The 22,742-nt window shown below is 73.7% G+C and carries 24 protein-coding genes and 1 pseudogene; 10 read left to right on the top strand and 15 right to left on the bottom strand.

Translation table 11 applies throughout. The features are described from left to right. The first annotated feature begins 26 nt into the window (after nucleotides 1–26). Nucleotides 27–1,688: an alpha-amylase family protein gene (locus MF672_RS06790; RefSeq protein WP_242374774.1), complete on the top strand. Its 1,662-nt coding sequence runs from the start codon at nucleotides 27–29 to the stop codon at nucleotides 1,686–1,688. A gap of 1 nt (nucleotide 1,689) precedes the next feature. Here MF672_RS06790 and MF672_RS06785 read toward each other — a convergent pair whose 3' ends face one another. Further along, nucleotides 1,690–2,286, bottom strand: coding sequence for a TetR/AcrR family transcriptional regulator (locus MF672_RS06785; RefSeq protein ID WP_242374775.1), 597 nt, complete (start codon nucleotides 2,284–2,286; stop codon nucleotides 1,690–1,692). Between the two features lie 68 nt (nucleotides 2,287–2,354). Here MF672_RS06785 and MF672_RS06780 point away from each other — a divergent pair, with 68 nt between their 5' ends. Genes MF672_RS06780 through MF672_RS06770 form a run of 3 tightly spaced genes read left to right on the top strand, consistent with a single transcriptional unit; the run spans nucleotide 2,355 to nucleotide 5,656 of the window. Next, nucleotides 2,355–3,089 carry an SDR family NAD(P)-dependent oxidoreductase gene (locus tag MF672_RS06780; protein ID WP_242374776.1) on the top strand — a complete coding sequence of 245 codons (735 nt, stop codon included), beginning with the start codon at nucleotides 2,355–2,357 and terminating at the stop codon, nucleotides 3,087–3,089. A gap of 9 nt (nucleotides 3,090–3,098) precedes the next feature. Next, nucleotides 3,099–3,869, top strand: coding sequence for an alpha/beta fold hydrolase (locus tag MF672_RS06775; RefSeq protein WP_242374777.1), 771 nt, complete (start codon nucleotides 3,099–3,101; stop codon nucleotides 3,867–3,869). A gap of 35 nt (nucleotides 3,870–3,904) precedes the next feature. Continuing rightward, nucleotides 3,905–5,656, top strand: a complete 1,752-nt coding sequence (locus tag MF672_RS06770) for a bifunctional metallophosphatase/5'-nucleotidase (RefSeq protein WP_242374778.1) — start codon at nucleotides 3,905–3,907, stop codon at nucleotides 5,654–5,656. Here MF672_RS06770 and MF672_RS06765 read toward each other — a convergent pair whose 3' ends face one another. The 4 genes from MF672_RS06765 to MF672_RS06750 form a co-directional block, all read right to left on the bottom strand. Further along, nucleotides 5,657–6,397 (bottom strand): cytochrome d ubiquinol oxidase subunit II, encoded by a 741-nt coding sequence (locus MF672_RS06765; RefSeq protein ID WP_242374779.1) that lies wholly within the window; start codon nucleotides 6,395–6,397, stop codon nucleotides 5,657–5,659. An 11-nt stretch (nucleotides 6,398–6,408) separates the two neighbouring features. Continuing rightward, nucleotides 6,409–7,665 carry a cytochrome ubiquinol oxidase subunit I gene (locus tag MF672_RS06760; RefSeq protein WP_242374780.1) on the bottom strand — a complete coding sequence of 419 codons (1,257 nt, stop codon included), beginning with the start codon at nucleotides 7,663–7,665 and terminating at the stop codon, nucleotides 6,409–6,411. Between the two features lie 97 nt (nucleotides 7,666–7,762). Further along, on the bottom strand, nucleotides 7,763–8,431 hold the full coding sequence (locus MF672_RS06755) for a response regulator (protein ID WP_242374781.1): 669 nt from the start codon (nucleotides 8,429–8,431) through the stop codon (nucleotides 7,763–7,765). Further along, on the bottom strand, nucleotides 8,428–9,555 hold the full coding sequence (locus MF672_RS06750) for a sensor histidine kinase (RefSeq protein WP_242374782.1): 1,128 nt from the start codon (nucleotides 9,553–9,555) through the stop codon (nucleotides 8,428–8,430). Before MF672_RS06750 ends, MF672_RS06755 begins: the two co-directional genes overlap by 4 nt. A 31-nt stretch (nucleotides 9,556–9,586) precedes the next feature. Here MF672_RS06750 and MF672_RS06745 point away from each other — a divergent pair, with 31 nt between their 5' ends. Continuing rightward, nucleotides 9,587–9,808, top strand: a complete 222-nt coding sequence (locus MF672_RS06745; protein WP_242374783.1) for a hypothetical protein — start codon at nucleotides 9,587–9,589, stop codon at nucleotides 9,806–9,808. On the opposite strand, the gene MF672_RS06740 is transcribed toward MF672_RS06745, so the two are convergent. After that, nucleotides 9,800–10,702, bottom strand: a complete 903-nt coding sequence (locus MF672_RS06740; protein WP_242374784.1) for a fatty acid desaturase family protein — start codon at nucleotides 10,700–10,702, stop codon at nucleotides 9,800–9,802. The genes MF672_RS06745 and MF672_RS06740 overlap by 9 nt on opposite strands. Nucleotides 10,703–10,930: 228 nt before the next feature. Here MF672_RS06740 and MF672_RS06735 point away from each other — a divergent pair, with 228 nt between their 5' ends. Beyond that, nucleotides 10,931–12,283 (top strand): FAD-dependent monooxygenase, encoded by a 1,353-nt coding sequence (locus tag MF672_RS06735; protein WP_242374785.1) that lies wholly within the window; start codon nucleotides 10,931–10,933, stop codon nucleotides 12,281–12,283. Here the strand turns inward: MF672_RS06735 and MF672_RS06730 are convergent. Both MF672_RS06730 and MF672_RS06725 read right to left on the bottom strand, forming a co-directional pair. Further along, nucleotides 12,205–15,123: an ATP-binding protein gene (locus MF672_RS06730; RefSeq protein ID WP_242374786.1), complete on the bottom strand. Its 2,919-nt coding sequence runs from the start codon at nucleotides 15,121–15,123 to the stop codon at nucleotides 12,205–12,207. The two genes, MF672_RS06735 and MF672_RS06730, sit on opposite strands and share 79 nt — an antisense overlap. A gap of 54 nt (nucleotides 15,124–15,177) precedes the next feature. Next, nucleotides 15,178–15,918, bottom strand: a complete 741-nt coding sequence (locus MF672_RS06725) for a TraB/GumN family protein (protein WP_242374787.1) — start codon at nucleotides 15,916–15,918, stop codon at nucleotides 15,178–15,180. Between the two features lie 106 nt (nucleotides 15,919–16,024). Here MF672_RS06725 and MF672_RS06720 point away from each other — a divergent pair, with 106 nt between their 5' ends. The 3 genes and pseudogenes from MF672_RS06720 to MF672_RS06710 all read left to right on the top strand — a co-directional run bounded on the left by MF672_RS06720 (nucleotide 16,025) and on the right by MF672_RS06710 (nucleotide 17,742). Next, the gene (locus tag MF672_RS06720; protein WP_242374788.1) at nucleotides 16,025–16,993 is read left to right on the top strand and encodes an NAD-dependent epimerase/dehydratase family protein; all 969 of its coding nucleotides are present in this window, start codon (nucleotides 16,025–16,027) and stop codon (nucleotides 16,991–16,993) included. Nucleotides 16,994–17,125: 132 nt separating this feature from the next. Continuing rightward, nucleotides 17,126–17,365, top strand: a pseudogene (locus tag MF672_RS06715) (glycosyltransferase); the annotation flags it as partial. A gap of 68 nt (nucleotides 17,366–17,433) precedes the next feature. After that, the gene (locus MF672_RS06710; protein ID WP_247815500.1) at nucleotides 17,434–17,742 is read left to right on the top strand and encodes a glycosyltransferase family protein; all 309 of its coding nucleotides are present in this window, start codon (nucleotides 17,434–17,436) and stop codon (nucleotides 17,740–17,742) included. On the opposite strand, the gene MF672_RS06705 is transcribed toward MF672_RS06710, so the two are convergent. Continuing rightward, entirely contained in the window at nucleotides 17,712–18,650 is a 939-nt protein-coding gene (locus MF672_RS06705) for a beta-ketoacyl-ACP synthase 3 (RefSeq protein WP_242374790.1), read from the bottom strand. The two genes, MF672_RS06710 and MF672_RS06705, sit on opposite strands and share 31 nt — an antisense overlap. 47 nt (nucleotides 18,651–18,697) lie before the next feature. Between MF672_RS06705 and MF672_RS06700 the strand changes: the two genes are divergently transcribed. After that, nucleotides 18,698–19,297, top strand: coding sequence for a TetR/AcrR family transcriptional regulator (locus MF672_RS06700; RefSeq protein ID WP_242374791.1), 600 nt, complete (start codon nucleotides 18,698–18,700; stop codon nucleotides 19,295–19,297). Here the strand turns inward: MF672_RS06700 and MF672_RS06695 are convergent. The 6 genes from MF672_RS06695 to MF672_RS06670 form a co-directional block, all read right to left on the bottom strand. Continuing rightward, complete coding sequence (locus MF672_RS06695; protein WP_242374792.1) at nucleotides 19,294–19,509, bottom strand: hypothetical protein; 216 nt, start codon at nucleotides 19,507–19,509, stop codon at nucleotides 19,294–19,296. The two genes, MF672_RS06700 and MF672_RS06695, sit on opposite strands and share 4 nt — an antisense overlap. A 73-nt stretch (nucleotides 19,510–19,582) precedes the next feature. Next, a complete protein-coding gene (locus tag MF672_RS06690) occupies nucleotides 19,583–19,900 on the bottom strand; it encodes a nuclear transport factor 2 family protein (RefSeq protein ID WP_242374793.1) in 318 nt (105 codons plus the stop codon). 37 nt (nucleotides 19,901–19,937) lie between these two features. Then, nucleotides 19,938–20,255 (bottom strand): DUF3140 domain-containing protein, encoded by a 318-nt coding sequence (locus MF672_RS06685; RefSeq protein WP_242374794.1) that lies wholly within the window; start codon nucleotides 20,253–20,255, stop codon nucleotides 19,938–19,940. Between the two features lie 28 nt (nucleotides 20,256–20,283). Continuing rightward, a complete protein-coding gene (locus tag MF672_RS06680) occupies nucleotides 20,284–21,081 on the bottom strand; it encodes an alpha/beta fold hydrolase (protein WP_242374795.1) in 798 nt (265 codons plus the stop codon). Between the two features lie 302 nt (nucleotides 21,082–21,383). Beyond that, nucleotides 21,384–22,400, bottom strand: a complete 1,017-nt coding sequence (locus MF672_RS06675) for a LacI family DNA-binding transcriptional regulator (protein ID WP_242374796.1) — start codon at nucleotides 22,398–22,400, stop codon at nucleotides 21,384–21,386. Between the two features lie 68 nt (nucleotides 22,401–22,468). Beyond that, nucleotides 22,469–22,738, bottom strand: a complete 270-nt coding sequence (locus MF672_RS06670) for a sulfurtransferase TusA family protein (protein ID WP_242374797.1) — start codon at nucleotides 22,736–22,738, stop codon at nucleotides 22,469–22,471. Between the last annotated feature and the right edge of the window lie 4 nt (nucleotides 22,739–22,742).

Raw genomic sequence — 22,742 nt, 5'->3', positions numbered from 1 at the left:
CGCCGGAGGAGGGGTAGTCGGGCACGATGCGACTGACGTACACCTCCGACGTCTGGTGGAAGAACGCCGTCGTCTATTGCCTCGACGTGGAGACCTTCAAGGACGGCAACGGTGACGGGGTCGGCGACTTCCGCGGGCTCACGCAGCAGATCGACTACCTGGCCGGGCTCGGTGTGACGTGCTTGTGGCTGATGCCGTTCTTCCCGACCCCCAACCGGGACGACGGCTACGACATCACCGACTTCTACAGCGTCGACCCCCGCCTCGGCACGCTGGGCGACTTCGTGGAGTTCATGCGCACCGCCCACGACCGGGGCCTGCGGGTCATCGCGGACCTGGTCGTCAACCACACCTCCGACCAGCACCCCTGGTTCAAGGAGTCGCGCAGCAGCAAGGACTCCCCCTTCCGCGACTGGTACGTCTGGTCCGACAAGCCGGAGCCGGACGACCCGAGCAAGGTGGTCTTCCCCGACAAGGAGGACTCCATCTGGCAGTGGGACGAGGGCTCCGAGCAGTACTACCTGCACAGCTTCTACAAGCACCAGCCGGACCTCAACGTGGCCAACCCCGAGGTCAGGGACGAGATCACCCGCATCCTCGGGTTCTGGATGGAGCTGGGCCTGTCGGGCTTCCGGGTGGACGCCGTGCCGTTCCTCATCGAGAACGTGGACCCGAAGCTGCCCGACCCGCACGAGTTCCTCCAGGACCTGCGGGCGTTCATGACCCGGCGCAAGGGCGGCTCGATCCTGCTCGGCGAGGTCAACGTGCCCTATCCGGAGTTAATCCGCTACTTCGGCGACGGCCTCGGCGACCAGGTCACCATGTGCTTCGACTTCATCGGCATGCAGAAGGCCTGGCTGTCGATGGCCCGCCAGGACGCCCGCCCCCTCGCCGACGCGCTCCGCGAACGCCCCGCGCCCCCCAAGGACTGCCAGTGGGCGATGTTCCTCCGCAACCACGACGAGCTGACCCTCGACAAGCTGACCGACGAGGAGCGTGAGGAGGTCTTCCAGGCGTTCGGCCCCGAGAAGGACATGCAGATCTTCGGCCGGGGCCTGCGCCGCCGCCTGCCGACCATGCTCGGCGGTGACCTGCGGCGCATCAAGATGGCCTACAGCCTGCTGTTCTCCCTGCCCGGCACCCCCGTGATCTTCTACGGCGAGGAGATCGGCATGGGCGAGAACCTGGAGGAGGAGGGCAGGCTCGCGGTCCGCATCCCCATGCAGTGGTCGTCCGACGGCGGGTTCAGCCCGGCCGAGCCGGTGCGCGAGATCCCCGAGGGCTCCTTCGCCCCCGACCGGGTCAACGTGGCCGACCAGAAGCGGGACACCGCCTCGCTGCTGCGCTGGTTCCAGCTCCTCATCGAGCGCTACCGGGAGTGCCCGGAGCTGGCGTGGGGCGAGTACACGGTGCTGGACAGCGGGCACGACGCGGTCCTCGCGCACCGCTGCGACGCCGACGGGGCCTCCGTCGTGGTCGTCCACAACCTGTGCGACACGGCGGTGGACGTGGAGCTGAAGCTGCCGGGCCTGGAGGGCAACCAGCTCACGGACCTGCTGGTGGACGGCACCCTCGACGTGCCGGAGGACGCCGTGGTGACGGTGCCGCTGGGGCCGCACGGCTGCCGCTGGCTGCGGGCCTCCCCGCCGGAGATCGCCCCCGAGGACGCCTCCGTGAAGTTCCAGTAGGTCAGGCTCCAGGAGGAGCGGGGTAGGCCGCCATGGCGAGCGCGGCGACGCGCCGCAGCTCGGCGAGCCCCGCCCCGTCCCTCGACTGGGTGGACATGCCCTGGATGACGGCGGCGTAGAAGGTCGCGAGCCCGGCCGTGTCCGTGGCGGCCGGGAGGCGGCCCGCCGCCGCGTCCTCGTCGATGCGCCGCTTGAGCGCGGCCTTGGCCTCCTCGCGGAAGCCGCGCAGCAGCTCCTCCACCTCGGCGGACTCCGGCCCGCAGTTGACCGCCGAGGAGATGACCATGCAGCCGCGCGGGTGCTCGTCGCTGGCGTACTCGGCGGCGGCCTCCCGCAGCACCCGCTCGATCGCCTGCCGCCCGGTGGGCTCCTCGGCCAGGGCCCGGGTGGTGAAGGCGCCGTAGGTGCGCTGGTAGCGGGCGACGACCTCCTCGAACAGCCGCCGCTTGTCGCCGAAGGCGGCGTACAGGCTGGGCGGCTTGATGCCCATGGCGGCGGTCAGCTCGGCGACCGAGGTCGCCTCGTAGCCGTGCCGCCAGAACGCCCGCAGCGCCTGCTCCAGCGCCGTGTCCCTGTCGAATGCCCGCTGTCTGGCCATGCCCTCATTCTATAGCGATCGCTATATTATGGTTTCTGTAGCGATCACTACAGAAAGGGGATCCAGGGATGAGGACTGCCCTCGTGACGGGCGGCAGCAGAGGGATCGGCCGCGCCGTCGCGCTGCGCCTGGCCGCGGACGGCTTCCGCGTCGCGCTCACCTACACCGCCGACGACACCGCCGCCAAGGAGGTGACCGGCCGCATCGAACAGGCGGGCGGCAGCGCCTTCGCCGTCCGCGCCGACCTCGGCGACCCGGCGGACACCGAACGGCTCGCCGACCACGTCGCGGACGCCTTCCCGGCGCTGGACGTGCTGGTCAACAACGCCGGCATCGCCGGCTCCGGCCCGATCGCCGAGGAGACGCCGCAGACCTACGACCGGGTCTTCGCGGTCAACGTCAAAGGCCCGTTCTTCCTGACCAGGCGGCTGCTGCCGCTGATCCCGGACGGCGGCCGGATCATCACGATCACCTCCGGCGCGACCCGCATCGCCTTCCCCGAGGGCATCGCCTACGCGATGACCAAGGGCGCCCTGCGCACGTTCACCCTGGCCCTGGCCAAGGAGCTCGGGCCGCGCGGCATCACGGTCAACGACGTCGCCCCCGGCATCATCGACACCGACGCCAACGCCGCCTGGCTGCGCGGCGACCCCGAGGCGGCCGCGTACGCGGCGAGCCGGCACGCGCTCGGCCGCGTCGGCCGCCCCGAGGAGATCGCCGGCGCGGTCGCCTTCCTCGCCTCCCCGCAGGCGAGCTTCATCACCGGCAGCACGATCGACGCCACCGGCGGCGGCAACCTCTGAGGAGCGGACATGCCCATCGCACAGCACCCCGCGGGACCCGTCCACTACGGCCGGGCGGGCGAGGGCCCCGGCCTGGTCCTGGTCCACGGCACCGGCGGCGACGCCGCCACCAACTGGGCCCACCTCGTGCCCGGCCTGGCCGACCTCCGCACCGTCATCACGCCCGACTACGCGGGCAGCGGCGCGAGCGCCGACCCCGGCGGCGAGCTGACGCTGGACCTGCTCGCCGGGCAGGTCGCCGCGGCCTTCGAGGGCCCGTCCGACCTGGTCGGCTTCTCCCTGGGCGCGGTCGTGGCCGCGAAGCTCGCCGCCGAGCGGCCCGAGCTGGTCCGGCGGCTGATCCTCATCGCGGGCTGGACGCACCTCGCCGACGACCGTCTCGAACTGGGCCTGCGCACCTGGGCGCGGCTGGCCCGCACCGACCCCGAGAGCTTCGCCGCGTACGGGCCGCTGGTGGCCTTCAGCCCGGAGTTCGTCCGCGCGGCCGGGACCGCGGCGCTCATGGGGGAGGCGCCGCCCGGCACGCTCCGCCAGATCGAGCTGGACCTGAAGGCGGACGTCCGCGACCTGCTCCCGAAGATCACCGCGCCCACGCTGGTCGTCGGCAACACCCGCGACTACCTGATCCCGGTCGAGCACGCCCGCGCGATGCACGCCGCGATCCCCGGCAGCGAGTACGCCGAGCTGGACAGCGGTCACGTGGTGCTGCACGAGCGCCCGGCGGAGATCACCGCGCTGATCCGCGGCTTCCTGACGCGGGAGCTGCCGGGAGAATCGTAATCACCGAGTAATTTGTCCCGATTACCCTCCCGGGCATGCAGACCAAGAAGCTCGCCCTCGCCGGGGCCGCCACGCTGACCGCGCTGGCCCTGGTGGCGCTCCCCGCCGAGGCCGGGCCCGCGAAGACGGTCACCGTCACCGTCATGGGCACCTCCGACCTCCACAGCAACGCCCTGAACTGGGACTACTTCAAGGACGCCGGCTACGCCGACAGCGCCGGCAACAGCGTCGGCCTGGCCAAGGTGTCCACCCTGGTCAACCAGATCAGGGCCGAGCGCGGGGCGGACCGCACGCTGCTGTTCGACTCCGGCGACACCATCCAGGGCACCCCGCTGGCGTACTACTACGCCAAGGTCGAGCCGATCACCGAGACCGGCCAGACCCACCCGATGGCCAAGGCCATGAACGCCATCGGCTACGACGCCGTGACCCTGGGCAACCACGAGTTCAACTACGGTCTGCCGCTGCTCGCCACCTGGATCAAGCAGATGAAGGCCCCGGTGCTGGGCGCGAACGCGGTCCGCGACCGCTCGGGGCTGCCGGCGTACCAGCCGTTCGTCATCAAGACCATGAAGGTCGCGGGCGAGAAGCCGGTCAAGGTCGGCGTGCTCGGCCTCACCAACCCCGGCGTGGCCATCTGGGACAAGGCCAACGTCGAGGGCAAACTGCGCTTCACCGACCTGGTCGAGTCGGCGCGGAAGTGGGTGCCGGTCATCCGCGGCCTCGGCGCGGACGTGGTCGTCGTGACCGCGCACGCGGGCGACAACGGCATGTCCTCCTACGGCGGCGACCTGCCGGTCGAGAACGCCTCCGCGATGGTCGCCGAGCAGGTGCCGGGCGTGGACGCGGTGCTGTTCGGGCACGCGCACAACGACGTGCCGCAGCGCTTCGTCACCAACAAGGTCACCGGGCAGCAGGTGCTGCTGACCGAGCCGGGCAAGTGGGGCCAGCGCCTGTCCCGGCTGGACTTCCAGCTCACCAAGCAGCGCGGCGGGTGGGCGGTGACCGGCAAGTCCTCGACCACGATCAACACCAACACCGTCGCCGAGGACCCGAAGATCGTCGCGCTGCTGAAGCCGCAGCACGACACCACGGTCGGCTACGTCAACAAGGTCGTGGCCAAGTCGGCGCAGGAGCTGTCGGCGGCCGAGTCGCCGTACAAGGACACGCCGATCCTCGACTACATCCAGCAGGTGCAGACCGAGACCGTCAAGCAGGCGCTGCCGGACAACACGCTGCCGGTGTTGTCGATCGCGGCCCCGTTCAGCCGCTCGGCCGTCTTCCCCGCCGGCGACATCCGGGTCAGGGACGTCGCGGGCCTGTACGTCTACGACAACACGCTGCTGGCGATCAAGCTGACCGGCGCGCAGCTCAAGGACTACCTGGAGTACTCGGCGAAGTACTTCAACCAGCTCGCCCCCGGCGACCCGGTGGACGTGACCAAGCTGACCAACGCCGCCGGCACCCCGGACTACAACTACGACCAGCTCTCCGGCGTCTCCTACGACATCGACGTCAGCAAGCCGGTCGGGCAGCGCGTCGCGAACCTCACCCACGACGGGCAGCCGGTCCCGGCCGACAAGGAGTTCGTGGTCGCCATCAACAACTACCGCCAGTCGGGCGGCGGCGGTTTCCCGCACGTCACCACCGCCCCCGTCCTGTACAACGCGCAGGTGGAGATCCGGCAGGCGCTCATCGAGCACGCCACCGCCGAGGGCACCATCGACCCGGCTGGCTTCGCCGTCCAGAACTGGAGGCTCACCAGGGACGGCGTGCCGCTCTTCTGATCACAGGTACGACGGTCCGGTGACCCGGTGCCGGAAGGTCCACCACACCCAGCCCTGGGCCGCCACCAGGAACGGGACGAGCGCCAGGACCACCGGCACCAGCACCGGCCCCGACGTGCCCGGATGCAGGGGAAGGCGCAGGCCCGCCAGCACCCCGACGGCCAGCAGCGCCGCCGCGGTCAGCGCGTACGTCCGCGCCTCCCCGGCCCCGCCGGACAACACGCCCGCCCGCTCGCGGAGCCCGCCGCGCAGCCGCAGCGCGGCGAAGGCCAGCCCGTGGGTGCCGAACAGCGCCGCCACCACCAGCGCGGGCAGCACGGTGACCGGCCCGGTCAGGCCGAGCAGCACGTGGCTGAGCAGCAGCCCCCACGTCAGCGCGAGGCCCCAGCTCCCGGCGACGGTCGCGCCGTCGCAGAGCGCCTGCCAGCCCGCCCGCTCGACCCGTCCGCGCAGCCACAGCCCCATGTCCCGCACCACCCAGGACAGCACCAGCGCCACCACCAGGGTGTAGTTGCCGCTCAGCAGCTCGCCCTCCAGCTCGGGGAACAGCCCGGCGAGCACGCCGGCGGCCGTCACCAGCCACACCTCGTTGCCCAGGAAGAACGGCGCGATCGCGGCGATCACCTCGCGCCGCTCGGCCGCCGTCCGCCCCAGGTAGGGCAGGGTCATGCCGACCCCGATGTCGGCGCCGGCGAGCACGAGGTAGCCGAGCGCGAAGAACGCCAGAACGAAGATCTCCATGACGATCCCGCTCAGAACGCCGGGACGGGGGCGGCGGGGGCGGCCTCGACCGGCGTGCCGCCGAGCGCGACCGCGCCCGGCCCGCGCCTCGCGTGCCGGGCCAGCAGCCAGTAGTTGACCGCGACGAGCACCGCGAACACCGTCACGAACGCCGCCAGCGACACCCGGATCTGGGCCGGGGTCACCGGCGACATCGCCTCGGCCGTGGTGAGCAGGCCGTAGACGGCCCACGGCTGCCGGCCCATCTCGCGGAACACCCACCCGGCCAGCATCGTGACGAACGGCACCGGGATCATCAGCGTCAGCAGCCAGTGCCAGGGCCGGAAGGCCCGCACCACCGGCCGGAACGCCATCAGCGGCACGCCCGTCCCCGCCACCATGATCATGACCACCCAGAGCACCATCATCAGCACGCCCGCCACGCGCACCCCGGCCACCGGCGGCAGCCAGTCGCCGGGCCCGTGCAGGGCCGTCATCGCGGTCTGCGCCTCGGCCATCAGCTCCGTCCGGCCCGACCAGACCGCGACCTTCGACGGCTGCATGGTCTGGAACTGCAGCCCGCCGAACGTCACCGTGAACATCGCCGCCGGCAGCGCCAGCCCGAGCCCGAGCCGCAGCGACTTGCGGAAGAAGTCCTGCTCGGGCGTGCGCCTCCGCAGGTGGTACGCGCTCACCCCGGCCATGAAGAAGCCGCCGGTGAGCATCGCCCCGCCCATGACGTGCCAGAACGCGAGCTGCGCCGCCGGGTTGCCGGCCATCGCGCCGAGGTCGGCCAGCCGCAGCGCCGCGCCGTCCGGCACGTGGCCCGCCGGGTGCTGGAGGAACCCGTTCGCCACCATGATCCAGAACGCCGACGCGTACGCGGTCAGCGTCACCACCCAGATCAGCGCCAGGTGCGCCCACCGGTTCAGCCGGTTCCAGCCGAAGATCCACAACCCGAGGAACGTGGACTCGACGAAGAACGCCACCAGCGTCTCGACGGCCAGCGCCGAGCCGAAGACGTTGCCCGCGTACTCGGTGAGGCCGCTCCACGCCAGCCCGAGCTGGAACTCCATCACCAGGCCGGTGACGATGCCCATGGCGTAGTTGATCAGGTAGAGCTGGCCCCAGAACCGGGTCATCCGCAGGTGGACCGGGCTGCGGGTGAGCGTCGCCCGGGTCTGCAGCAGGGCCACCAGCGTCGCCAGGCCCAGCGTGAGCGCGACGAAGAGAAAATGCGCGCCCGCGGTGAGCGCGAACTGCAGGCGTGCGAGGTCCACCGTTTCCATGCCAGGCAGCATCCGGGTACGGCCAGGCCCGCCGCGTCCCACCGGAGCGGGCACCGGGCGTACCACCGGGGTTGCGGGCGCCCGCCCGGCGTACCACTCAGGTGGTAAGCCACCCCGGCGTGATCATGCCGGCCTCGTAGGCGAGCACCACGAGCTGGGCCCGGTCGCGCACCGCCAGCTTCGTCATGATCCGGCTGACGTGCGTCTTGGCCGTGGCCGGGCTGAGCACCAGCCGGGCCGCGATCTCGTCGTTGGACAGCCCGGCCGCGACCAGCGTCATCACCTCGCGCTCGCGCTCGGTGAGCGCGTTCAGCTCGGGGCCCGGCTCGGGCCGCCGCACCCGGCCGGCGAACTCCGAGATCAGCCGCCGGGTCACCGACGGCGAGATCAGCGCGTCGCCCCGCGCCACCACCCGCACCGCGTGGATCAGCTCGGCCGGCTCGGTGTCCTTCACCAGGAAGCCGCTCGCGCCCGCGCGCAGCGCCCCGTACACGTAGTCGTCGAGGTCGAACGTGGTCAGGATGATCACCTTGACGCCGTCCAGCCGGGGGTCGCCGGCGATGCGGCGGGTGGCCTCCAGCCCGTCCAGCACGGGCATGCGGATGTCCATGAGCACGACGTCAGGGCGGTGCTCGCGGGCCCCGGACACGGCGGCCTCGCCGTTGGGGGCCTCGGCGACCACCTCGACGTCGTCCTCGTCGCTGAGGATGGAGCGGAACCCCGCCCGTACCAGGGTCTGGTCGTCGGCGAGCAACACGCGGATCATCGGGCTCCTTCGATCGGCAGGCGGGCGACGACGCGGAAGCCGCCCTCGGGACGCGGGCCGGCCTCCAGCGAGCCGCCGAGCGCCGCCGCGCGCTCGCGCATGCCCTGCAGGCCGAAGCCGCTGCCCCCGTCGTACGTGACGCCGGGCCCGTCGTCCTCCACCCGGATGACGAGCTCACCGGCCCGGCGGGCCAGCGACAGCCGGGCCTCGGCCGCGCCGGAGTGGCGGGAGACGTTCGTCAGCGCCTCCCTGACGATGCGCGCGCCGGCCAGGTCGACCTCGGTCGGCAGCGCGCCGAGCGGCCCGTCCAGCTCCGTGCGCACCCGCAGGCCCGAGGCCGCGACCAGCGCGTCCACCCGGGCCAGGCTGTCGGCGGGCGCGGTGGGGGCGTCCTCGTCCACCTGCCGCAGCACGCCCAGCGTGGTGCGCAGCTCGCGCAGCGTCTCCTTGCTGGTGTCCTTGATGGCGCGCAGCGCCCGCTCGGCGTCCTCGGGCCGTTTCTGCAGCCCGTGCAGCGCCGCGGACGCCTGCACGTTGATCATGGAGATGTTGTGGCCGAGCACGTCGTGCAGCTCCCGCGCGATGCGCAGCCGCTCCTCGCTCTCGCGCCGCCTGGCCTCCTCCTCCTTGCTGTGCTCGGCGTCCGCCGCCCGCCGCTCGGCCTCCAGCAGGTACGCCCGCCGCGTCCGCGTCACCCCGCCGAACGCGATGGCCGCCACCACCCAGCCGGCGATCGCCACGAACAGGCTGTCGTCCACGTGCCGGGTGCCGCCGCTCTCGCCGAGCCCCATGGCCAGCAGCAACGTCGCCCCCGTCGCGATGGCCGCGGTGAGGTGCCCCCGGTCGGCCGCGGTGTAGAGCGCCACGAACGCCAGCACCATCAGCGGCCCGTCCAGCCGCGCCCACGGGTAGTAGGCCGCCACCGCGAGCGCGACCACGACGAGGGCCGGCACGGGGAAGCGCCGCCTGGCCGGCGTGGCGGCCATCGCGGCGAGCGGCAGCAGCACGTCCAGCGCGTTCGGCTGCCGGTCGGGGGCGCTGAAGGCGTAGGTGAGCAGCGTGCCGGCCGCGACCGCCGCGACGGCCGCGAGCGACGCGATCGTGGTGGTGGACGGCTTCCGCATGCCTGCCATTCTGTACGGGTACGGTCGTTGGATGAGCACTGAGGATGAGTTGCGCCAGGTCGAGGCGGACCTGGCCCGGCTGCGGGCCGAGAACCAGGAGATCCGCGAGCAGATCCGCGACATGGGCGCGACGGACCAGATCGAGAAGGCCGCGGTGATCAGCCAGGCGGACGAGCAGGTCGAGCTGATCGCCGACCTGGAGCGCCGCCGCGACACCCTGCGCGCCCGCCTCGACGGGGAGGGGTCAGCGTAGCTGGGCCCCCACCTCGTGCAGGTGGCCGAGCGCCTGCCGGTAGGAGGCGAACAGCCCGGTCTGGAGGTAGCTGACGCCGATCTCCGCGCAGTACTGCTGCACGATGGGCTGGGCCAGGCGCAGGTTGGGCGCGGGCATGTGCGGGAACAGGTGGTGCTCGATCTGGTAGTTGAGCTGGCCGAGCGCGATGTCCATGAACGGGCCGCCCCGGACGTTGCGCGAGGTGAGCACCTGCTTGCGCAGGAAGTCGAGCTTGTCCTCCTTGGTCAGCACCGGCATGCCCTTGTGGTTGGGCGCGAACGTGCACCCCAGGTACAGCCCGAACAGCCCCTGGTGCACGACCAGGAACACGATCGCCTTGCCCGGCGGCAACACCGCGAAGACCATGCCGAAGTAGGCGGCGAAGTGCGCGGCCAGCAGCCCCAGCTCCGGCCACCGCCGCCGCGCCGACGGCTTGAGCAGCGCCTTCACGCTGGCCACGTGCAGGTGCCAGGCCTCGAGAAGGAGCAGCGGGAAGAACAGGTACGCCTGGTAGCGGGCGACGAACCGGGGCAGGCCGGTGCTGCGGCCCACCTGGTCGGCGGAGAAGACGATGACGGCGGGGGAGACGTCCGGGTCGTGGTCCTCGTGGTTGGGGTTGGCGTGGTGCCGGTTGTGCTTGGTGTTCCACCAGCCCCACCCGAGCCCGATGGCGAGGTTGCCGAACAGCAGGCCGGCCACGTCGCTGGAGCTCCGGGTGCGGAAGACCTGCCGGTGCCCGAGGTCGTGGGCGAGAAAGCCGAACTGGGCGAACACCACGGCCAGCACGATCGCCACCAGCAGTTGCAGCCACGAGTCGCCCACCAGGGCGAACAGCAGCCAGGCGGCGAGGTAGGCGATGACGATGACGGTCATCCGCGCCGCGTAATAAAAGGGACGCCGGTCCAACAGACCGGCGTCCGCTATGCGACGGGCTAGTCGGGCGAAGTCGCTTCCCCGAGCGTCCACACTGCCAGGACTGGCCACAGGTCTCCTTCTTCTCGCGGTCTCGATGGTGCCAACCTTGACGTATCGGGCACCCGGAGGGAAGCCCCGGCAGCGGCTGACAGCGATCCGGCAGCGGCGCCCGGCATCGTCGTCCCCATGACACACGTGATGATCGTCGGCTCCGGGCCGACCGGGCTGACCCTCGCCGTCGAGCTCGCCCGCCGGGGCGTCGACCTGCGCATCGTGGAGCGCTCGCCCGAGCCGCCCACCGGGGTGCGCGGCAAGGGCCTGCAGCCCCGCACGCTGGAGGTCTTCGACGACCTCGGCGTGATCGACGAGATCCTGGCCACCGGCCGGCCGTACCCGTCGCTGCGTTCCTACCAGGGCGACCAGGTGGTGTGGGAGGGCCGCATGGACGAGCCGCGCGAGCCGTCCGCCGGCGTGCCCCACCCCAACCTGATCATGCAGCCGCAGTGGCGGACCGAGGCGATCCTGCGCGACCGGCTGGCCGAGCTGGGGCACCGGGTCGAGTTCGGGGCCGAGGTGACCGACGTGGAGCAGGACGCCGACGGCGTCACCGCCGTGCTCGGCACCGGCGAGCGGGTGCGCAGCGCGTACCTGGTGGCCGCCGACGGCGGGCGGAGCACCGTGCGCAAGCGGCTCGGCGTGCCCTTCCGCGGCGAGACCTACGACAGCGAGCGCATGTCGCTGGCCGACATCAGGACCCGCGACCTGGACCGCGAGCACTGGCACGTCTGGGGGTCGCTCGCCGGCCGGAGCGTGCACTTCTCGATCTGCCCGCTGCCCGGCACCGACGTGTTCCAGCTCGTGGCCCCGCACAGCGGGCGGGCCGGCGAGCGGGACAGTGGGCCGGACAGTGGGCGGGACGACCTGCTCGCGCTCGTCGCCGAGCACGCGCCGCACGTGCGGATCGACGAGGTCGTGTGGCGCTCGGAGTACCGGGTCAACATCCGGATGGCCGACCGGTTCCGGGTGGGCCGGGTGTTCCTCGCCGGGGACGCGGCCCACGTGCACTCGCCCGCGGGCGGGCAGGGGCTCAACACCGGGGTGCAGGACGCGTACAACCTGGGGTGGAAGCTGGCGCTGGGCAGGGAGGCGCTGCTGGAGACGTACGAGGACGAGCGGATGGCGGTGGCCGAGCACGTGCTCGGGCTCAGCACCCGGCTCTACCGCGACAACGACCTCAAGCGCGGCGGCGACACCGACCAGCTCGGCCTGGCCTACCCCCGCAGCGCGCTGTCGGCGGGGGAGCGCGGCGGCGAGCGGCTGGGGGCGTACTTCGCCGAGCAGCGCGGCACCGGGTTCCTGCTGGTCGGCGAGGTGACCGGCGAGCACGGGTGGCCCGTGCTGCCGCCGCTGCCCGGTCAGGAGGGCGTGCTGCTGGTCCGGCCCGACGGCTACATCGGCTATCACGGGGACGAGAGCGGCCTCAGCGCGTACCTCTCCGGGTTCGGCATCGCCGCGCCCCGCGCCGACGCCGCCTCGTAGCCCGCCGCGCCCAGCGCCTCCCGGCAGCGCGCGGCCAGGGCGTGCACGTAGGGGTCGGCCGACGCGGTGATCCCGCGCAGCGCCCGGGCCGCGCCCAGCAGCTCGGCCGCGAGCACCGGCGCCACGTGCTCGGCCACGCCCTCCAGCACCGTGGCCCGCGCGGTCCGGTCCGAGCAGCCGTCCATCAGCTCCAGCGCCGCGCGCAGCGGCTTGGCCGGCTCGCTCACCCGGGCCAGCTCGACCTGGAGGAACGCCCTGAACTGCGGGCTCGCCTCGACCTCCAGGGCGAGCGCCGCCTCCAGCAGCCGCCGCGCCGCCGCGCGCTCGCCGCGCCGCCGGGCCAGCTCGCCCCTGGCGTGCAGGACGCGGGCCGTCAGCTCCCGGTCGCGCGAGCGCGTCGCGGCCTCCTGCGCCTCGGCCAGCGTCGCCGCGGCCCCGGCGAGGTCGCCCGCGCGGCCCCTCAGCTGACCCAGCCGCAGCAGGTACGACATCGGCCCGAGCGACGTCCCGAGGCCCGACAGCTCGTCCGCCAGCCGCCCCGGCCGCTCGGCGAGCGCGACGGCGGCGGCGAAGTCACCGCGGTTCTCGGCCACCAGCGACAGCCAGTAGTACGCCGCCCACTGGCCCCACCGGTCGCCGGTGCGCCGGAAGCCCTCCAGTGCCGGCTCCAGCAGGTCCTCGGCGCCGGTGACCGCGCCGTACTCGAAGCGCGCCAGGCCCGCGACCATCAGCGCCGCCGACCTCGTCCACAGGTCGGGATGCCCGCGCAGCCGCGCGGCGCCGCGCTCGGTGAGGGCCACCACGTCGTCCGGGGTGCCGAGCACCGCGCCCATCGCCCAGAAGTTCAGCGCCGCCGGATGGTCGGAGCCGAGCACGGCCGCCGACGCCGGCTCGCCCACCAGCATCCGGCACAGCCCGTGCGCCAGCTCCCTCCCCGGCGGCGGCACGTCCCCGACCCGGGCCAGCACCGCGGCGGCCTGCTCGCGCATCTCCCGCAGCCGGGCCCGCATGATCCACGGCCACAACAGCGGCAGGACGAGCCGGAGCGGGTCGTCGGAGTGGCGCAGGGCGGTCTCCAGGTTGGCCCGCTCGGCGTCCAGCGTCGCCAGCCAGGCGAGCTGGCCACCGGTCCGCAGGTGCGGCTCGGCGGCCTCGGCCAGCTCCGTGTAGTAGCGGACGTGGGCGCGGCGGAGCTCCGGCAGGTCGGCGGCGGCGTACTGGCGGATGGTCTCCAGCATCGTGTAACGGTCGCCGGAGACCGCGAGCAGCGACTTGTCCACCAGCGACGACAGCAGGTCCAGGCCGCCGCCGCAGACCTGGGCGATCGCCTCGTACGTCGCGCCGCCGGAGAAGACGGTCAGGCCGCGCAGCAGCTCGCGCTCGGCGTCCGAGAGCAGGTTCCAGCTCCAGTCGATGACCGCGCGCAGCGTGCGGTGCCGGGGCTCGGCGGTGCGGCCGCCGCGCAGGGCCAGCCGGTCGCCGAGCTGCTCGATGAGCAGCGGCACCGGCATCGTGCGCAGCCGGGCCGCGGCCAGCTCGATGGCCAGCGGGATGCCGTCCAGCTCGCGGCAGATCCGCGCCGCCTGCTCCGGCTCCACCCGCAGCCCCGGCCGGGCCGCCGCGGCGCGCGCCGCGAACAGCTCCACCGCCTGCGGCTCCGGCAGCGGCGGGACGGGGTGCAGCGTCTCGCCGGGGATGTCGAGCGGCTCCCGGCTGGTCACCAGGACGCGCAGGCCCGCCACCTCCGCCAGCAGCCACTCCGCCACCCGGGCCGCCTCGTCGACGACGTGCTCGCAGTTGTCCAGGACGACCAGCGGCTCGGCCGCGCGCAGGGCCGCCACGGGGTCGCTGGTCCTGAGCACGCTCTCCAGCGCCGCCCGCACGCCGTCGGCCGCCGCCAGCTCCACCAGCCACACGCCGCCCGGGACGTCCAGGCCCGCCGCCGCCTCCAGCGCCAGCCGCGTCTTCCCTGCGCCCCCGGGCCCCACCAGCGTCACCAGCCGCGCGCCCCCGTCGTCACGTCGGCTGAGCAGGGCGCGGAGGCGGGCCACGTCGGCCGCGCGGCCCACGAAGCTCGTCACGGGAGCCGGCAGGTTGCCCCGCCGGGCGGCCGGCGGCTCGCGCAGCGCCTCCAGGTGGGCCGCGCGCAGCTCGGGCCCGGGATCGGCGCCCAGCTCGTCGGCCAGGGCCGTTCTGATCCGCTCGAAGACCACCAGCGCCGCGCCGCGCCGCCCCCGCGCGGTCAGGGCCCGCATCAGCAGCGCGTGGAACGCCTCCCGCAGCGGGTAGGCGGCCACCAGCCCCTCCAGCTCGGCGACCAGCCCTTCCAGCTCTTCCGGCCCTTCCAGCCCTTCCGGCCCCTCCAGCTCGGCCGCGAGCCCGCCGCTCCCGGCTCCGTCCAGGTCGGCGGCGATGCGCGTGGCCAGGGCGGCCAGCCGCAGCTCCTCCAGCCGCGCCTTGGGGGCCGCCGCGAACGGCAGGTCCGCCGCGTCCGCGAGCGCCGGCCCCCGCCACAACGCCAGCGCCCGGCGCGCCTCGCCGCCGCGCGCCAGCCGCTCGAACGCCCAGGCGTCGACCTCGCCGGGCGGCACGTCCAGCAGGTAGCCGGCGGGATGCGAGCCGATGACGCCGGGCGCCTCGCGGCGGGCCCGCGACACCAGCGACTGCAGCGCCGCCAGGGGGTGCGCGGGCGCCTCGGCCGGCCACAGGTCGTCGATCAGCCGGTCGGCGGTGACCACCCGGCCGGGGTCGAGCGCCAGCCGTACCAGCAGGGCCCGCACCCGCGCCCCGCCCACCTGGGCCCCCGCCACCTGAAGCGGCCCCAGAATCCCGACCCGCATCCGCCCTCCACGACCGTGCGCCGGCCCCAGCCTACGCAACCCCCGCCGTCCCGGTCAGAACCCCAGCCGCTCCTTCAGCAGCTCCATCGGCAGGTGCGGCACCACGGCCTCGGTGAACTCGGGCAGCCCCACCACCAGGCCGCCGTCCGCGCCGGCGCGCAGGCCGGCCGGCTCGCTCGGCGCGTCGATGCGCCGCGGCTCGATGTTGTAGAAGCTGCCCCTGCCGTAGTCGATGCGCACGCTCTCCAGCGCCGGCCGCGCGCTGGCCAGGCACGCCCCCATGGGCAGCCCCAGGTCGCTGGGCGAGGTGCCGGTGTGCGCGTTGCCCGCCACGACCAGCATCGGCTCGGCGCGCGCGGCCAGCACCCGGCGCGCCATCGCCGCGTCCCGCTGCGACCAGTCGCCGGTGAACGGCCCCCCGTCGAACAACGTGACCCGCAGCCCGTCGACGCGTTTCAGCACCGCCAGGTGCCCCGCCGTCACCCGGCCGTCGCCCAGCCACCACATCGGGTGGTCCAGCCCGCCCTCCCCGGCCAGGTACGCGTCGAGGTGCGGCCCCAGGTCCTCCGGCCACTCCAGGGCCAGGCTGGTCAGCCCGAGCAGCCGCATCAGGCCGAGGATGATCAGCGGGTTCTCCCTGACGCCGTGCACCTCGCCCAGCAGCAGGAGCCCGCAGCCGTCGAGCGAGCGGCGGGCGCGGGCGAGCGCGGCCGGCTCCGCGGGCAGGTCGAAGGGGTCGGTCACGAACTCGGCGACGGCCCGCTGCAGGCCGTCGAGCGTGTCGACGCTTGGCATGCTTACACAGTGTTCGCCCGGCTCGTCCCGTGCAACACCTGGAGCGCCCGCCGGAATCACCGAACCGTAAGATCCGCGCCCGCCCGCGCGGTGTTGGATCGGCGGCATGCGCGTGCTCCTCACCGGCGCGGCCGGTTTCATCGGCGGCCACATCGCCGACACCCTCGACCACGAGGTCGTGCCGCTCGACCTCGCCACCGGGGACGACGTCCGGGACCCGGCCACGCTGGACCGCCTCCTGCCGGGCGTCGACGCGGTGATCCACCAGGCGGCCAAGGTCGGGCTCGGCGTGGACGTCGCCGACCTGCCCGGCTACGCCTCCGTCAACGTCTGCGGCACCGCCGCCCTGCTCGCCGCCATGGCCAGGCACGGCGTCGGCCGCCTGGTGCTGGCCGGCTCGATGGTCGTGTACGGCGAGGGCGCCTACGACTGCCCGCACCACGGCGGGGTGCGTCCCGGCCCGCGCCGCGCGGCGGACCTGGCGGCCGGCCTGTTCGACCCGCGCTGCCCGGTCTGCGGCAGCGTCCTGGCCCCGTCCGTCATCGGCGAGGACGCCCCGCCCGACCCGCGCAACGCCTACGCCACCACCAAGCTCGCCCAGGAACACCTGGCCGCCAACTGGGCGCGGGAGACCGGCGGCACCGCCGTCTCCCTCCGCTACCACAACGTCTACGGCCCCCGCATGCCCCGGGACACCCCGTACGCGGGCGTCGCCTCGTTGTTCCTGTCCGCCCTGCTGGCCGGGCGCGCGCCCCGCGTCTTCGAGGACGGGGCCCAGCGGCGCGACTTCGTGCACGTCCGGGACGTGGCCAGGGCCAACGCCCTGGCGCTGGCGGCCGGGACGGAGGGGGAGCTGACGGCGTACAACATCGCGAGCGGCGTCCCGCGCACGGTCGGCGAGCTCGCCGCGGCGCTGGCCGCGCGGACCGGCGGCCCGGCCCCGGTGACCACCGGCGAGTACCGGCTCGGCGACGTCCGCCACATCGTCGCCTCTCCCGCCAAGGCCGCACGGGAGCTGGGTTTCCGCGCGGAGATCCCCTTCACGGACGGCATGGCGGAGTTCGCGGGCCGATGACGCCGGCCCGTCCCGGACGTCACCGGGTCGTAAGGAAAACGGCCGTCCGCCGCGCCTAGCGTACGTGGGGTGATCGATGTCGTGCTGCCCTGTCTGGACGAGGCCGAGGCGCTGCCGTGGGTGCTGGCCCGCATGCCCGCCGGCTACCGCCCCGTCGTCGTCGACAACGGCTCCACCGACGGCTCGGCCGAGGTCGCCGCGGACCACGGGGCCCTGGTCGTGCGGGAGCCGGTGCGGGGGTTCGGCGCCGCCTGCCACGCCGGGCTGACGGCCGCCACCGGCGAGGTCGTCTGCTTCATGGACGCCGACGCCTCGCTGGACCCCCGCCTGCTCCCGCGCGTCGCGGGCCCGGTGCTCGCGGGCGAGGCGGACCTGGTGATGGGCCGGCGCCGGCCGGTGACCGCGGGGCCTGGCCGGCGCACGCCCGCCTGGGGAACGCCGTGCTTGCCCGACGCCTGCGCCGCGCCGCCGGGGTGCCGGTGCACGACCTCGGGCCGATGCGCGCCTGCCGCCGCGCCGACCTGCTCGGCCTCGGGCTGCGCGACCGGCGCTTCGGCTACCCGCTGGAGATGGTGCTGCGCGCCGCCGCGGCCGGCTGGCGGGTGGCGGAGACCGACGTCGGCTACCACCCGCGCGCGGGCCGCTCGAAGGTGACGGGCACGGTGCGGGGGACGTTGCGGGCGGTCGCCGACATGCGCGCGGTGCTCGCCGAGCACCGTCAGGGGCAGCGCACCACCATGCCGGCGTAGGACAGGTTGCCGCCGAAGCCGAACAGCAACATCGGCGCCCCGCTCGGCACCGTCCCCTGCTCCAGCAGCTTCGACAGGGCGAGCGGGACGCTGGCGGCCGAGGTGTTGCCCGACTCGACGACGTCCCTGGCGACGACGGCGTTGACCGCGCCGATGCGCTGCGCGACCGGCTCGATGATGCGCAGGTTCGCCTGGTGCAGGACGACCGCCGCCAGGTCCGCGGGCCGGACGCCGCCGCGTTCGCAGGCCCGCCGGGCGATCTCCGGCAGCCGGGTGGTGGCCCAGCGGTAGACGGTCTGGCCGTCCTGGGAGAAGCGGGTGGGGGTGCCCTCGATGCGCACGGCCGAGCCCAGCTCGGGCGCCGACCCCCACACGACCGGCCCGACCTCGGCCTGTGCCGCCGCGGTCAGCACGGCGGCCCCGGCGCCGTCGCCGGTGAGCACGCACGTGGTGCGGTCGGTCCAGTCGGTGACGGCGGTCATCCGGTCCGCGCCGACGACCAGGGCGTTCGTCGCGGCCCCGGCCTTGATGGCGTGGTCGGCGAGGGCGAGGGCGTGGGTGAAGCCGGAGCAGGAGACGCCGACGTCGACGAGCGCGGCGGCGGGGACGCCCAGCGCGGCCGCGACGCGGGAGGCGACGTTGGGCGCGCGCTCGGTCTGCGTGCAGGTGGCGACCAGCAGCAGGTCCACGGCGGACGGGGCCAGGCCGCTCGCGGCGAGGGCCTTGGCGGCGGCGTGGCGGGCCAGGTCCGCCACGGTCTCGTCCGGGGCGGCGACGTGGCGGGTGCGGATGCCGACGCGCTGCGTGATCCACTCGTCGCTGGTGTCCACCAGGTCGGCCAGCTCGTCGTTGGTCAGGATTCTGGCGGGTTGGTAGTGACCTGTCGCGACAAGTCGTGATCCGTTCATGCGGTCGGACTATAGCAACCGATCGTTCGGACGCTAAAGTGTCGGCCATGAGCCCGCGCAGATCCGCCGCCGAGGCGCTCGGCACCCGCTCGGCCATCCTCGACCGCTCGGTCGCCATCGCCTCCGCCGAAGGGCTCGAAGGGCTGACCATCGGCCGGCTCGCTCTGGAGCTGGACATGAGCAAGTCCGGCGTGCTGGGTCATTTCGGTACGAAGGAGGCGTTGCAGCTCGCCGTCCTGGAACGCGCGGACGAGGTGTTCCGCGCCGAGGTCTGGGAGCCGGCCCGGCAGGCCGCGCCCGGCCTGCCCCGGCTCCGGGTGCTCTGCGAGGCGTGGATCTCCTACCTGGAGCGCGAGGTCTTCCCCGGCGGGTGCTTCTTCGTGGCCGCGGCGCACGAGTTCGACGGCAGGCCGGGGCCGGTGCGCGACGCCGTCGAGGCCCGTTTCGCCGCGTGGCGCGCGCGGCTGCGCAAGGAGGCGCGGCGCGCCGCGGAGGCCGGCGACCTGCCCTCGGGCACGGACGCCGACCTGCTCGCCTTCGAGCTGACGGGCCTGGTCATGGCCCTCAACCACGCCGTCCAGCTGCACCGCGACCCCGAGGCCGGGCATCTCGCCCGCCGGGCGGTGCGCGCCCGGCTCGGCGGTTAGGAGCTGGTGGAGAGCCGGTCGAAGAGTTCGAGCGCGGCCGCGCGCACCTCTTCGGGGGAGAGGCCGCCCAGCGTCTGCCTGGCCTGCTCGATGTCGCGCGTGGTGGCCAGCGTGATGGCCACGGACGAGGCGGCGGCGCGGTCGATCGATCCCGTCGGGGCGGCGTCGGCCAGCTCCTGGGCGCTCGCGGCGAGGTCGAGGTTGTCTCTCAACGGATCTCCTCGGATGAAGACGGATGCGGACGGATGCGGGAGGAGGCGGCGACGACGGGTGCGGCCCATTGCATCATCTGGCGTCGTGTCTCATCCACCATTCAGTGAATTCCCGGCACCGGCCATCCGGTGCGAACCGTATCACCCAGAGATTGCTGTAGGTCTTGTCGGGATAAGTGGTCATCCCCTGGATGACGCCCGTGTCGTCCGTCACGCACACCGGCCGCCACGCGAAGTCCGCCTCGCCCGGTTCGTCCTTGCGCTCCAGCCACCTGGCGACGATCTCGGCGTGCCCACGCCACGGCTCGCGGTGCGGCTCGGCGTAGTAGAGCGCGTCGTCGGTGAACAGGGCGGTGATGTCGTCGGGACGGTTGGAGGCCCAGGCCCGCACGTACCCCTCGACCCAGGGCCCAGGCCCGCGCACGTGGTCAGCCCCGCAGCGGGTCGTGCCCGACGGACATGAGCTCGCGCCGCGACTCGTCGTCCGTGCGGTCGCCGAGGGTCTCGACCAGCTCGACGACCTGCCGCATCACGTCGAGGTCGTCCTTGGTGAGGTCGCCCTTGCGCTTGCCCAGGACGTGCAGCACGCCCCGGCCCAGCTCGTCGATCCCGAGGTCGGGGTCGGGCGGGAAGCCCGCCTCGTCCGAGGCGTCGGTCAGCAGGTACGAGCGCAGCTCCTCGGAGTTCATGTTGACCGTGCGGTGGAACTCTTCCCAGAGCGTGTCGGTGTCAAGGCCATCAGTCATAACCGCCGCCTACCCCTGAGACCTGGCCTTACTCGTGGAAGAACGCCGTGAGCGCGGGGGCCAGCGCCTCCGGCTTGACGATGTGGGTCTGGCCGTCGAGCGTGCGGTGCTCGGCGTCGGGCAGCACGCCGGCCAGGGCGCGGGCGGCGTTGCGGATCCACGCCTGGCTCTTGCCGCCGTCCATGACCAGCACCGGCACCTTCACCCCCGGCCAGCTCCCCGCCGGGTACGGCCGGCCCTGCTCGTAGGCGGCGACGAAGGCGGCGTCGTAGGGCAGCGTGTGCGCCACCGCCTTGAGCTTGGGCCAGGCGGGCATGAACCGCATCATCGCCACCACCGGCCCCGGCAGGCCGACGCCCTTCCGCATGAAGTAGCGCACGGCCTCGGCCCGGCGGCCGGCGGCCAGCAGCTCGTCGAGCCTGGACAGGTAGTCGGCGGGGATGGCGGGGCGGGTGCCGTCCACGATGAACGGGGGCTCGTACAGGGCGAGACGGCGGATCGGCAGGCCGGCGTCGGCGGCGGCGAGGGCCAGGGCGGCGCCGGAGGAGGTGCCGTAGAGGAAGACGGGGCCGCCGGCCGCCTCGATGACCGCGGCCAGGTCCTCGATCTCGCGTTCCGGGGCGTAGGGGGCGGTGTCGCCGCTCTCGCCGCGGCCGCGGCGGTCGTAGGTCCAGACGGTGAACGTGCCGGAGAGCACGGTGGCGAGGCCGTCGTTGATGCTCTGGCCGCGGTGGCTCATGGCGCCGTCGACCAGGATCACGGCGGGGCCGGCGCCGGTGCGGGTGGTGGCGATGCGGGTGCCGTCGGCGGAGCGGATCTCGGTCATGGGGGTGGCCTCCTTGGCTTCGATGGGTTGAGAGTAGCTGCCGACAAAAAAATTTGTCAACGGGTGCGCGGGAGGGCCGTTCGGTGGGATTCGTTTAGGTATGGACGTACTCAGGCGCCCGGCTGCGCGCTCAGTGATGCTAGGAGCCGTTCCGGCGCGGGGGACGCTGGGACGGCTCCGCAGGACCTGCCGACGTCGCTGCCGCGAAGGAGGGGACGGCACGTGTCGCGGGTCGGGCCACGCGGTCTGCCAGCCGCCAGCCCGGCCCGTGGTACGTGCCGTGACCCGCGCGCCTCGGCGGGCTACGCGGAGGCGGGGGCCGGGCCGGTGCTGCCGCGCGGCGTGAGCGCCGCCGCCTGGTCCTCGTACGGCGGGACGCTCTCCCCGGCGATCAACGCCAGCAACCGCTGCGCCGCGTGCGCCCCGTACGCCGGGATGTCTCTCGTCAGGGCCGTCAGCGGCGGCCGGACCACCTGCGCGAGCGGCGAGTCGTCCCAGGCCACGATGGACAGGTCGCGCGGCACCTCCACCCGCATCTCCTGCGCCACCGACAGCCCGGCCACCGCCATGATGTCGTTGTCGTAGATGATCGCCGTCGGCCGGTCGGGGGCGCTGAGCAGGCGGCGGGTGGCGCGGGCGCCCTCCTCGCCGGTGTAGTCGGTGTGCACGGTGACCGGCTCGGCGACCCCCTGGCACGCCTCGGCGAAGGCCCGGTCGCGCACCGCCGTGTGCACCAGCTCGGGCAGCCCCGCCACCCGGGCGATGCGCCGGTGGCCGAGCGCCACGAGGTAGCCGACGGTCTCGCGGACGGCCTGCCCGTCGTCCGACCAGATCGACGACAGCGACCCCGACTCCGACGGGTGCCCGATGACGACGACCGGCATGCCGAGCCGCTCCAGCTCGCCGACGCGGGTGTCGGAGGTGCGCAGGTCGACGAGGAAGACGCCGTCGATGCGGCTCTCGCCCCACCAGCGCCGGTAGACCTCGCTCTCCTGCTGGTGGCTGGTGACGACCTGGAGCAGCAGCGCGTACGAGCGGTCGGCGAGCACGCCCTCGATGCCGCTGATCAGCTCCATGAAGAACGGCTCCACGCCCAGGATGCGCGCGGGCCGGCAGAGCGCGAGCCCGACGCAGTCGGCGCGGGCGCCGTTGAGCGCGCGGGCGGCGCTGTTGGGCCGCCAGCCGATCTCCTCGGCGATGGCCACGATCCTGGCCCGCGTCGCCTCCGACACCCCCGGCTGCCCGTTGAGCGCGTAGGACACCGCCACCTTGGAGACGCCCGCCCGGCTGGCGATGTCGGCGATCGTCGGTCGCTTCACGGACTCCCTCTCTGAACCGGGTAACCACGTCTACTCTAGGCCACCCGCAGGAGGACCCCATTAACCGGTCAAGCCACGTGCCACGGCCGCGCGTCCTGCGTCTCCTGCGCCGTCTCCGCCACCCGCAACGCGAACGTCGGCCGCTCCGCCCCCTCCACCGGCCCCAGATAGGTGTGCCCGGTCAGGTGACACCAGGCGGGCAGGTCGACGGGCGCGGCCGGATCGGTGGCGATCAGGTGGATCACGGCTCCCGGGCCGGCGCGGCGCACGTGGCCGCGCAGCTCGATGAGCAGCTGCACGCACAGCTTGCCGCCGCCGTCGACTACGAGATCAGGCATGCGT

The sequence above is a fragment of the Actinomadura luzonensis genome, assembly GCF_022664455.2.
In the GTDB taxonomy this organism is placed as follows: Bacteria; Actinomycetota; Actinomycetes; order Streptosporangiales; family Streptosporangiaceae; genus Nonomuraea; species Nonomuraea luzonensis.
Note: the sequence above shows the minus strand (reverse complement) of the source record. Positions and strands in the feature narration are given on the sequence as shown.

Coding starts and splice junctions, on each gene's coding strand:
- MF672_RS06790 (WP_242374774.1), top strand. CDS start 27: ATGCGACTGACGTACACCTCCGACGTCTGGTGGAAGAACGCCGTCGTC.
- MF672_RS06785 (WP_242374775.1), bottom strand. CDS start 2,286: ATGGCCAGACAGCGGGCATTCGACAGGGACACGGCGCTGGAGCAGGCG.
- MF672_RS06780 (WP_242374776.1), top strand. CDS start 2,355: ATGAGGACTGCCCTCGTGACGGGCGGCAGCAGAGGGATCGGCCGCGCC.
- MF672_RS06775 (WP_242374777.1), top strand. CDS start 3,099: ATGCCCATCGCACAGCACCCCGCGGGACCCGTCCACTACGGCCGGGCG.
- MF672_RS06770 (WP_242374778.1), top strand. CDS start 3,905: ATGCAGACCAAGAAGCTCGCCCTCGCCGGGGCCGCCACGCTGACCGCG.
- MF672_RS06765 (WP_242374779.1), bottom strand. CDS start 6,397: ATGGAGATCTTCGTTCTGGCGTTCTTCGCGCTCGGCTACCTCGTGCTC.
- MF672_RS06760 (WP_242374780.1), bottom strand. CDS start 7,665: ATGGAAACGGTGGACCTCGCACGCCTGCAGTTCGCGCTCACCGCGGGC.
- MF672_RS06755 (WP_242374781.1), bottom strand. CDS start 8,431: ATGATCCGCGTGTTGCTCGCCGACGACCAGACCCTGGTACGGGCGGGG.
- MF672_RS06750 (WP_242374782.1), bottom strand. CDS start 9,555: ATGCGGAAGCCGTCCACCACCACGATCGCGTCGCTCGCGGCCGTCGCG.
- MF672_RS06745 (WP_242374783.1), top strand. CDS start 9,587: ATGAGCACTGAGGATGAGTTGCGCCAGGTCGAGGCGGACCTGGCCCGG.
- MF672_RS06740 (WP_242374784.1), bottom strand. CDS start 10,702: ATGACCGTCATCGTCATCGCCTACCTCGCCGCCTGGCTGCTGTTCGCC.
- MF672_RS06735 (WP_242374785.1), top strand. CDS start 10,931: ATGACACACGTGATGATCGTCGGCTCCGGGCCGACCGGGCTGACCCTC.
- MF672_RS06730 (WP_242374786.1), bottom strand. CDS start 15,123: ATGCGGGTCGGGATTCTGGGGCCGCTTCAGGTGGCGGGGGCCCAGGTG.
- MF672_RS06725 (WP_242374787.1), bottom strand. CDS start 15,918: ATGCCAAGCGTCGACACGCTCGACGGCCTGCAGCGGGCCGTCGCCGAG.
- MF672_RS06720 (WP_242374788.1), top strand. CDS start 16,025: ATGCGCGTGCTCCTCACCGGCGCGGCCGGTTTCATCGGCGGCCACATC.
- MF672_RS06705 (WP_242374790.1), bottom strand. CDS start 18,650: ATGAACGGATCACGACTTGTCGCGACAGGTCACTACCAACCCGCCAGA.
- MF672_RS06700 (WP_242374791.1), top strand. CDS start 18,698: ATGAGCCCGCGCAGATCCGCCGCCGAGGCGCTCGGCACCCGCTCGGCC.
- MF672_RS06685 (WP_242374794.1), bottom strand. CDS start 20,255: ATGACTGATGGCCTTGACACCGACACGCTCTGGGAAGAGTTCCACCGC.
- MF672_RS06680 (WP_242374795.1), bottom strand. CDS start 21,081: ATGACCGAGATCCGCTCCGCCGACGGCACCCGCATCGCCACCACCCGC.
- MF672_RS06670 (WP_242374797.1), bottom strand. CDS start 22,738: ATGCCTGATCTCGTAGTCGACGGCGGCGGCAAGCTGTGCGTGCAGCTG.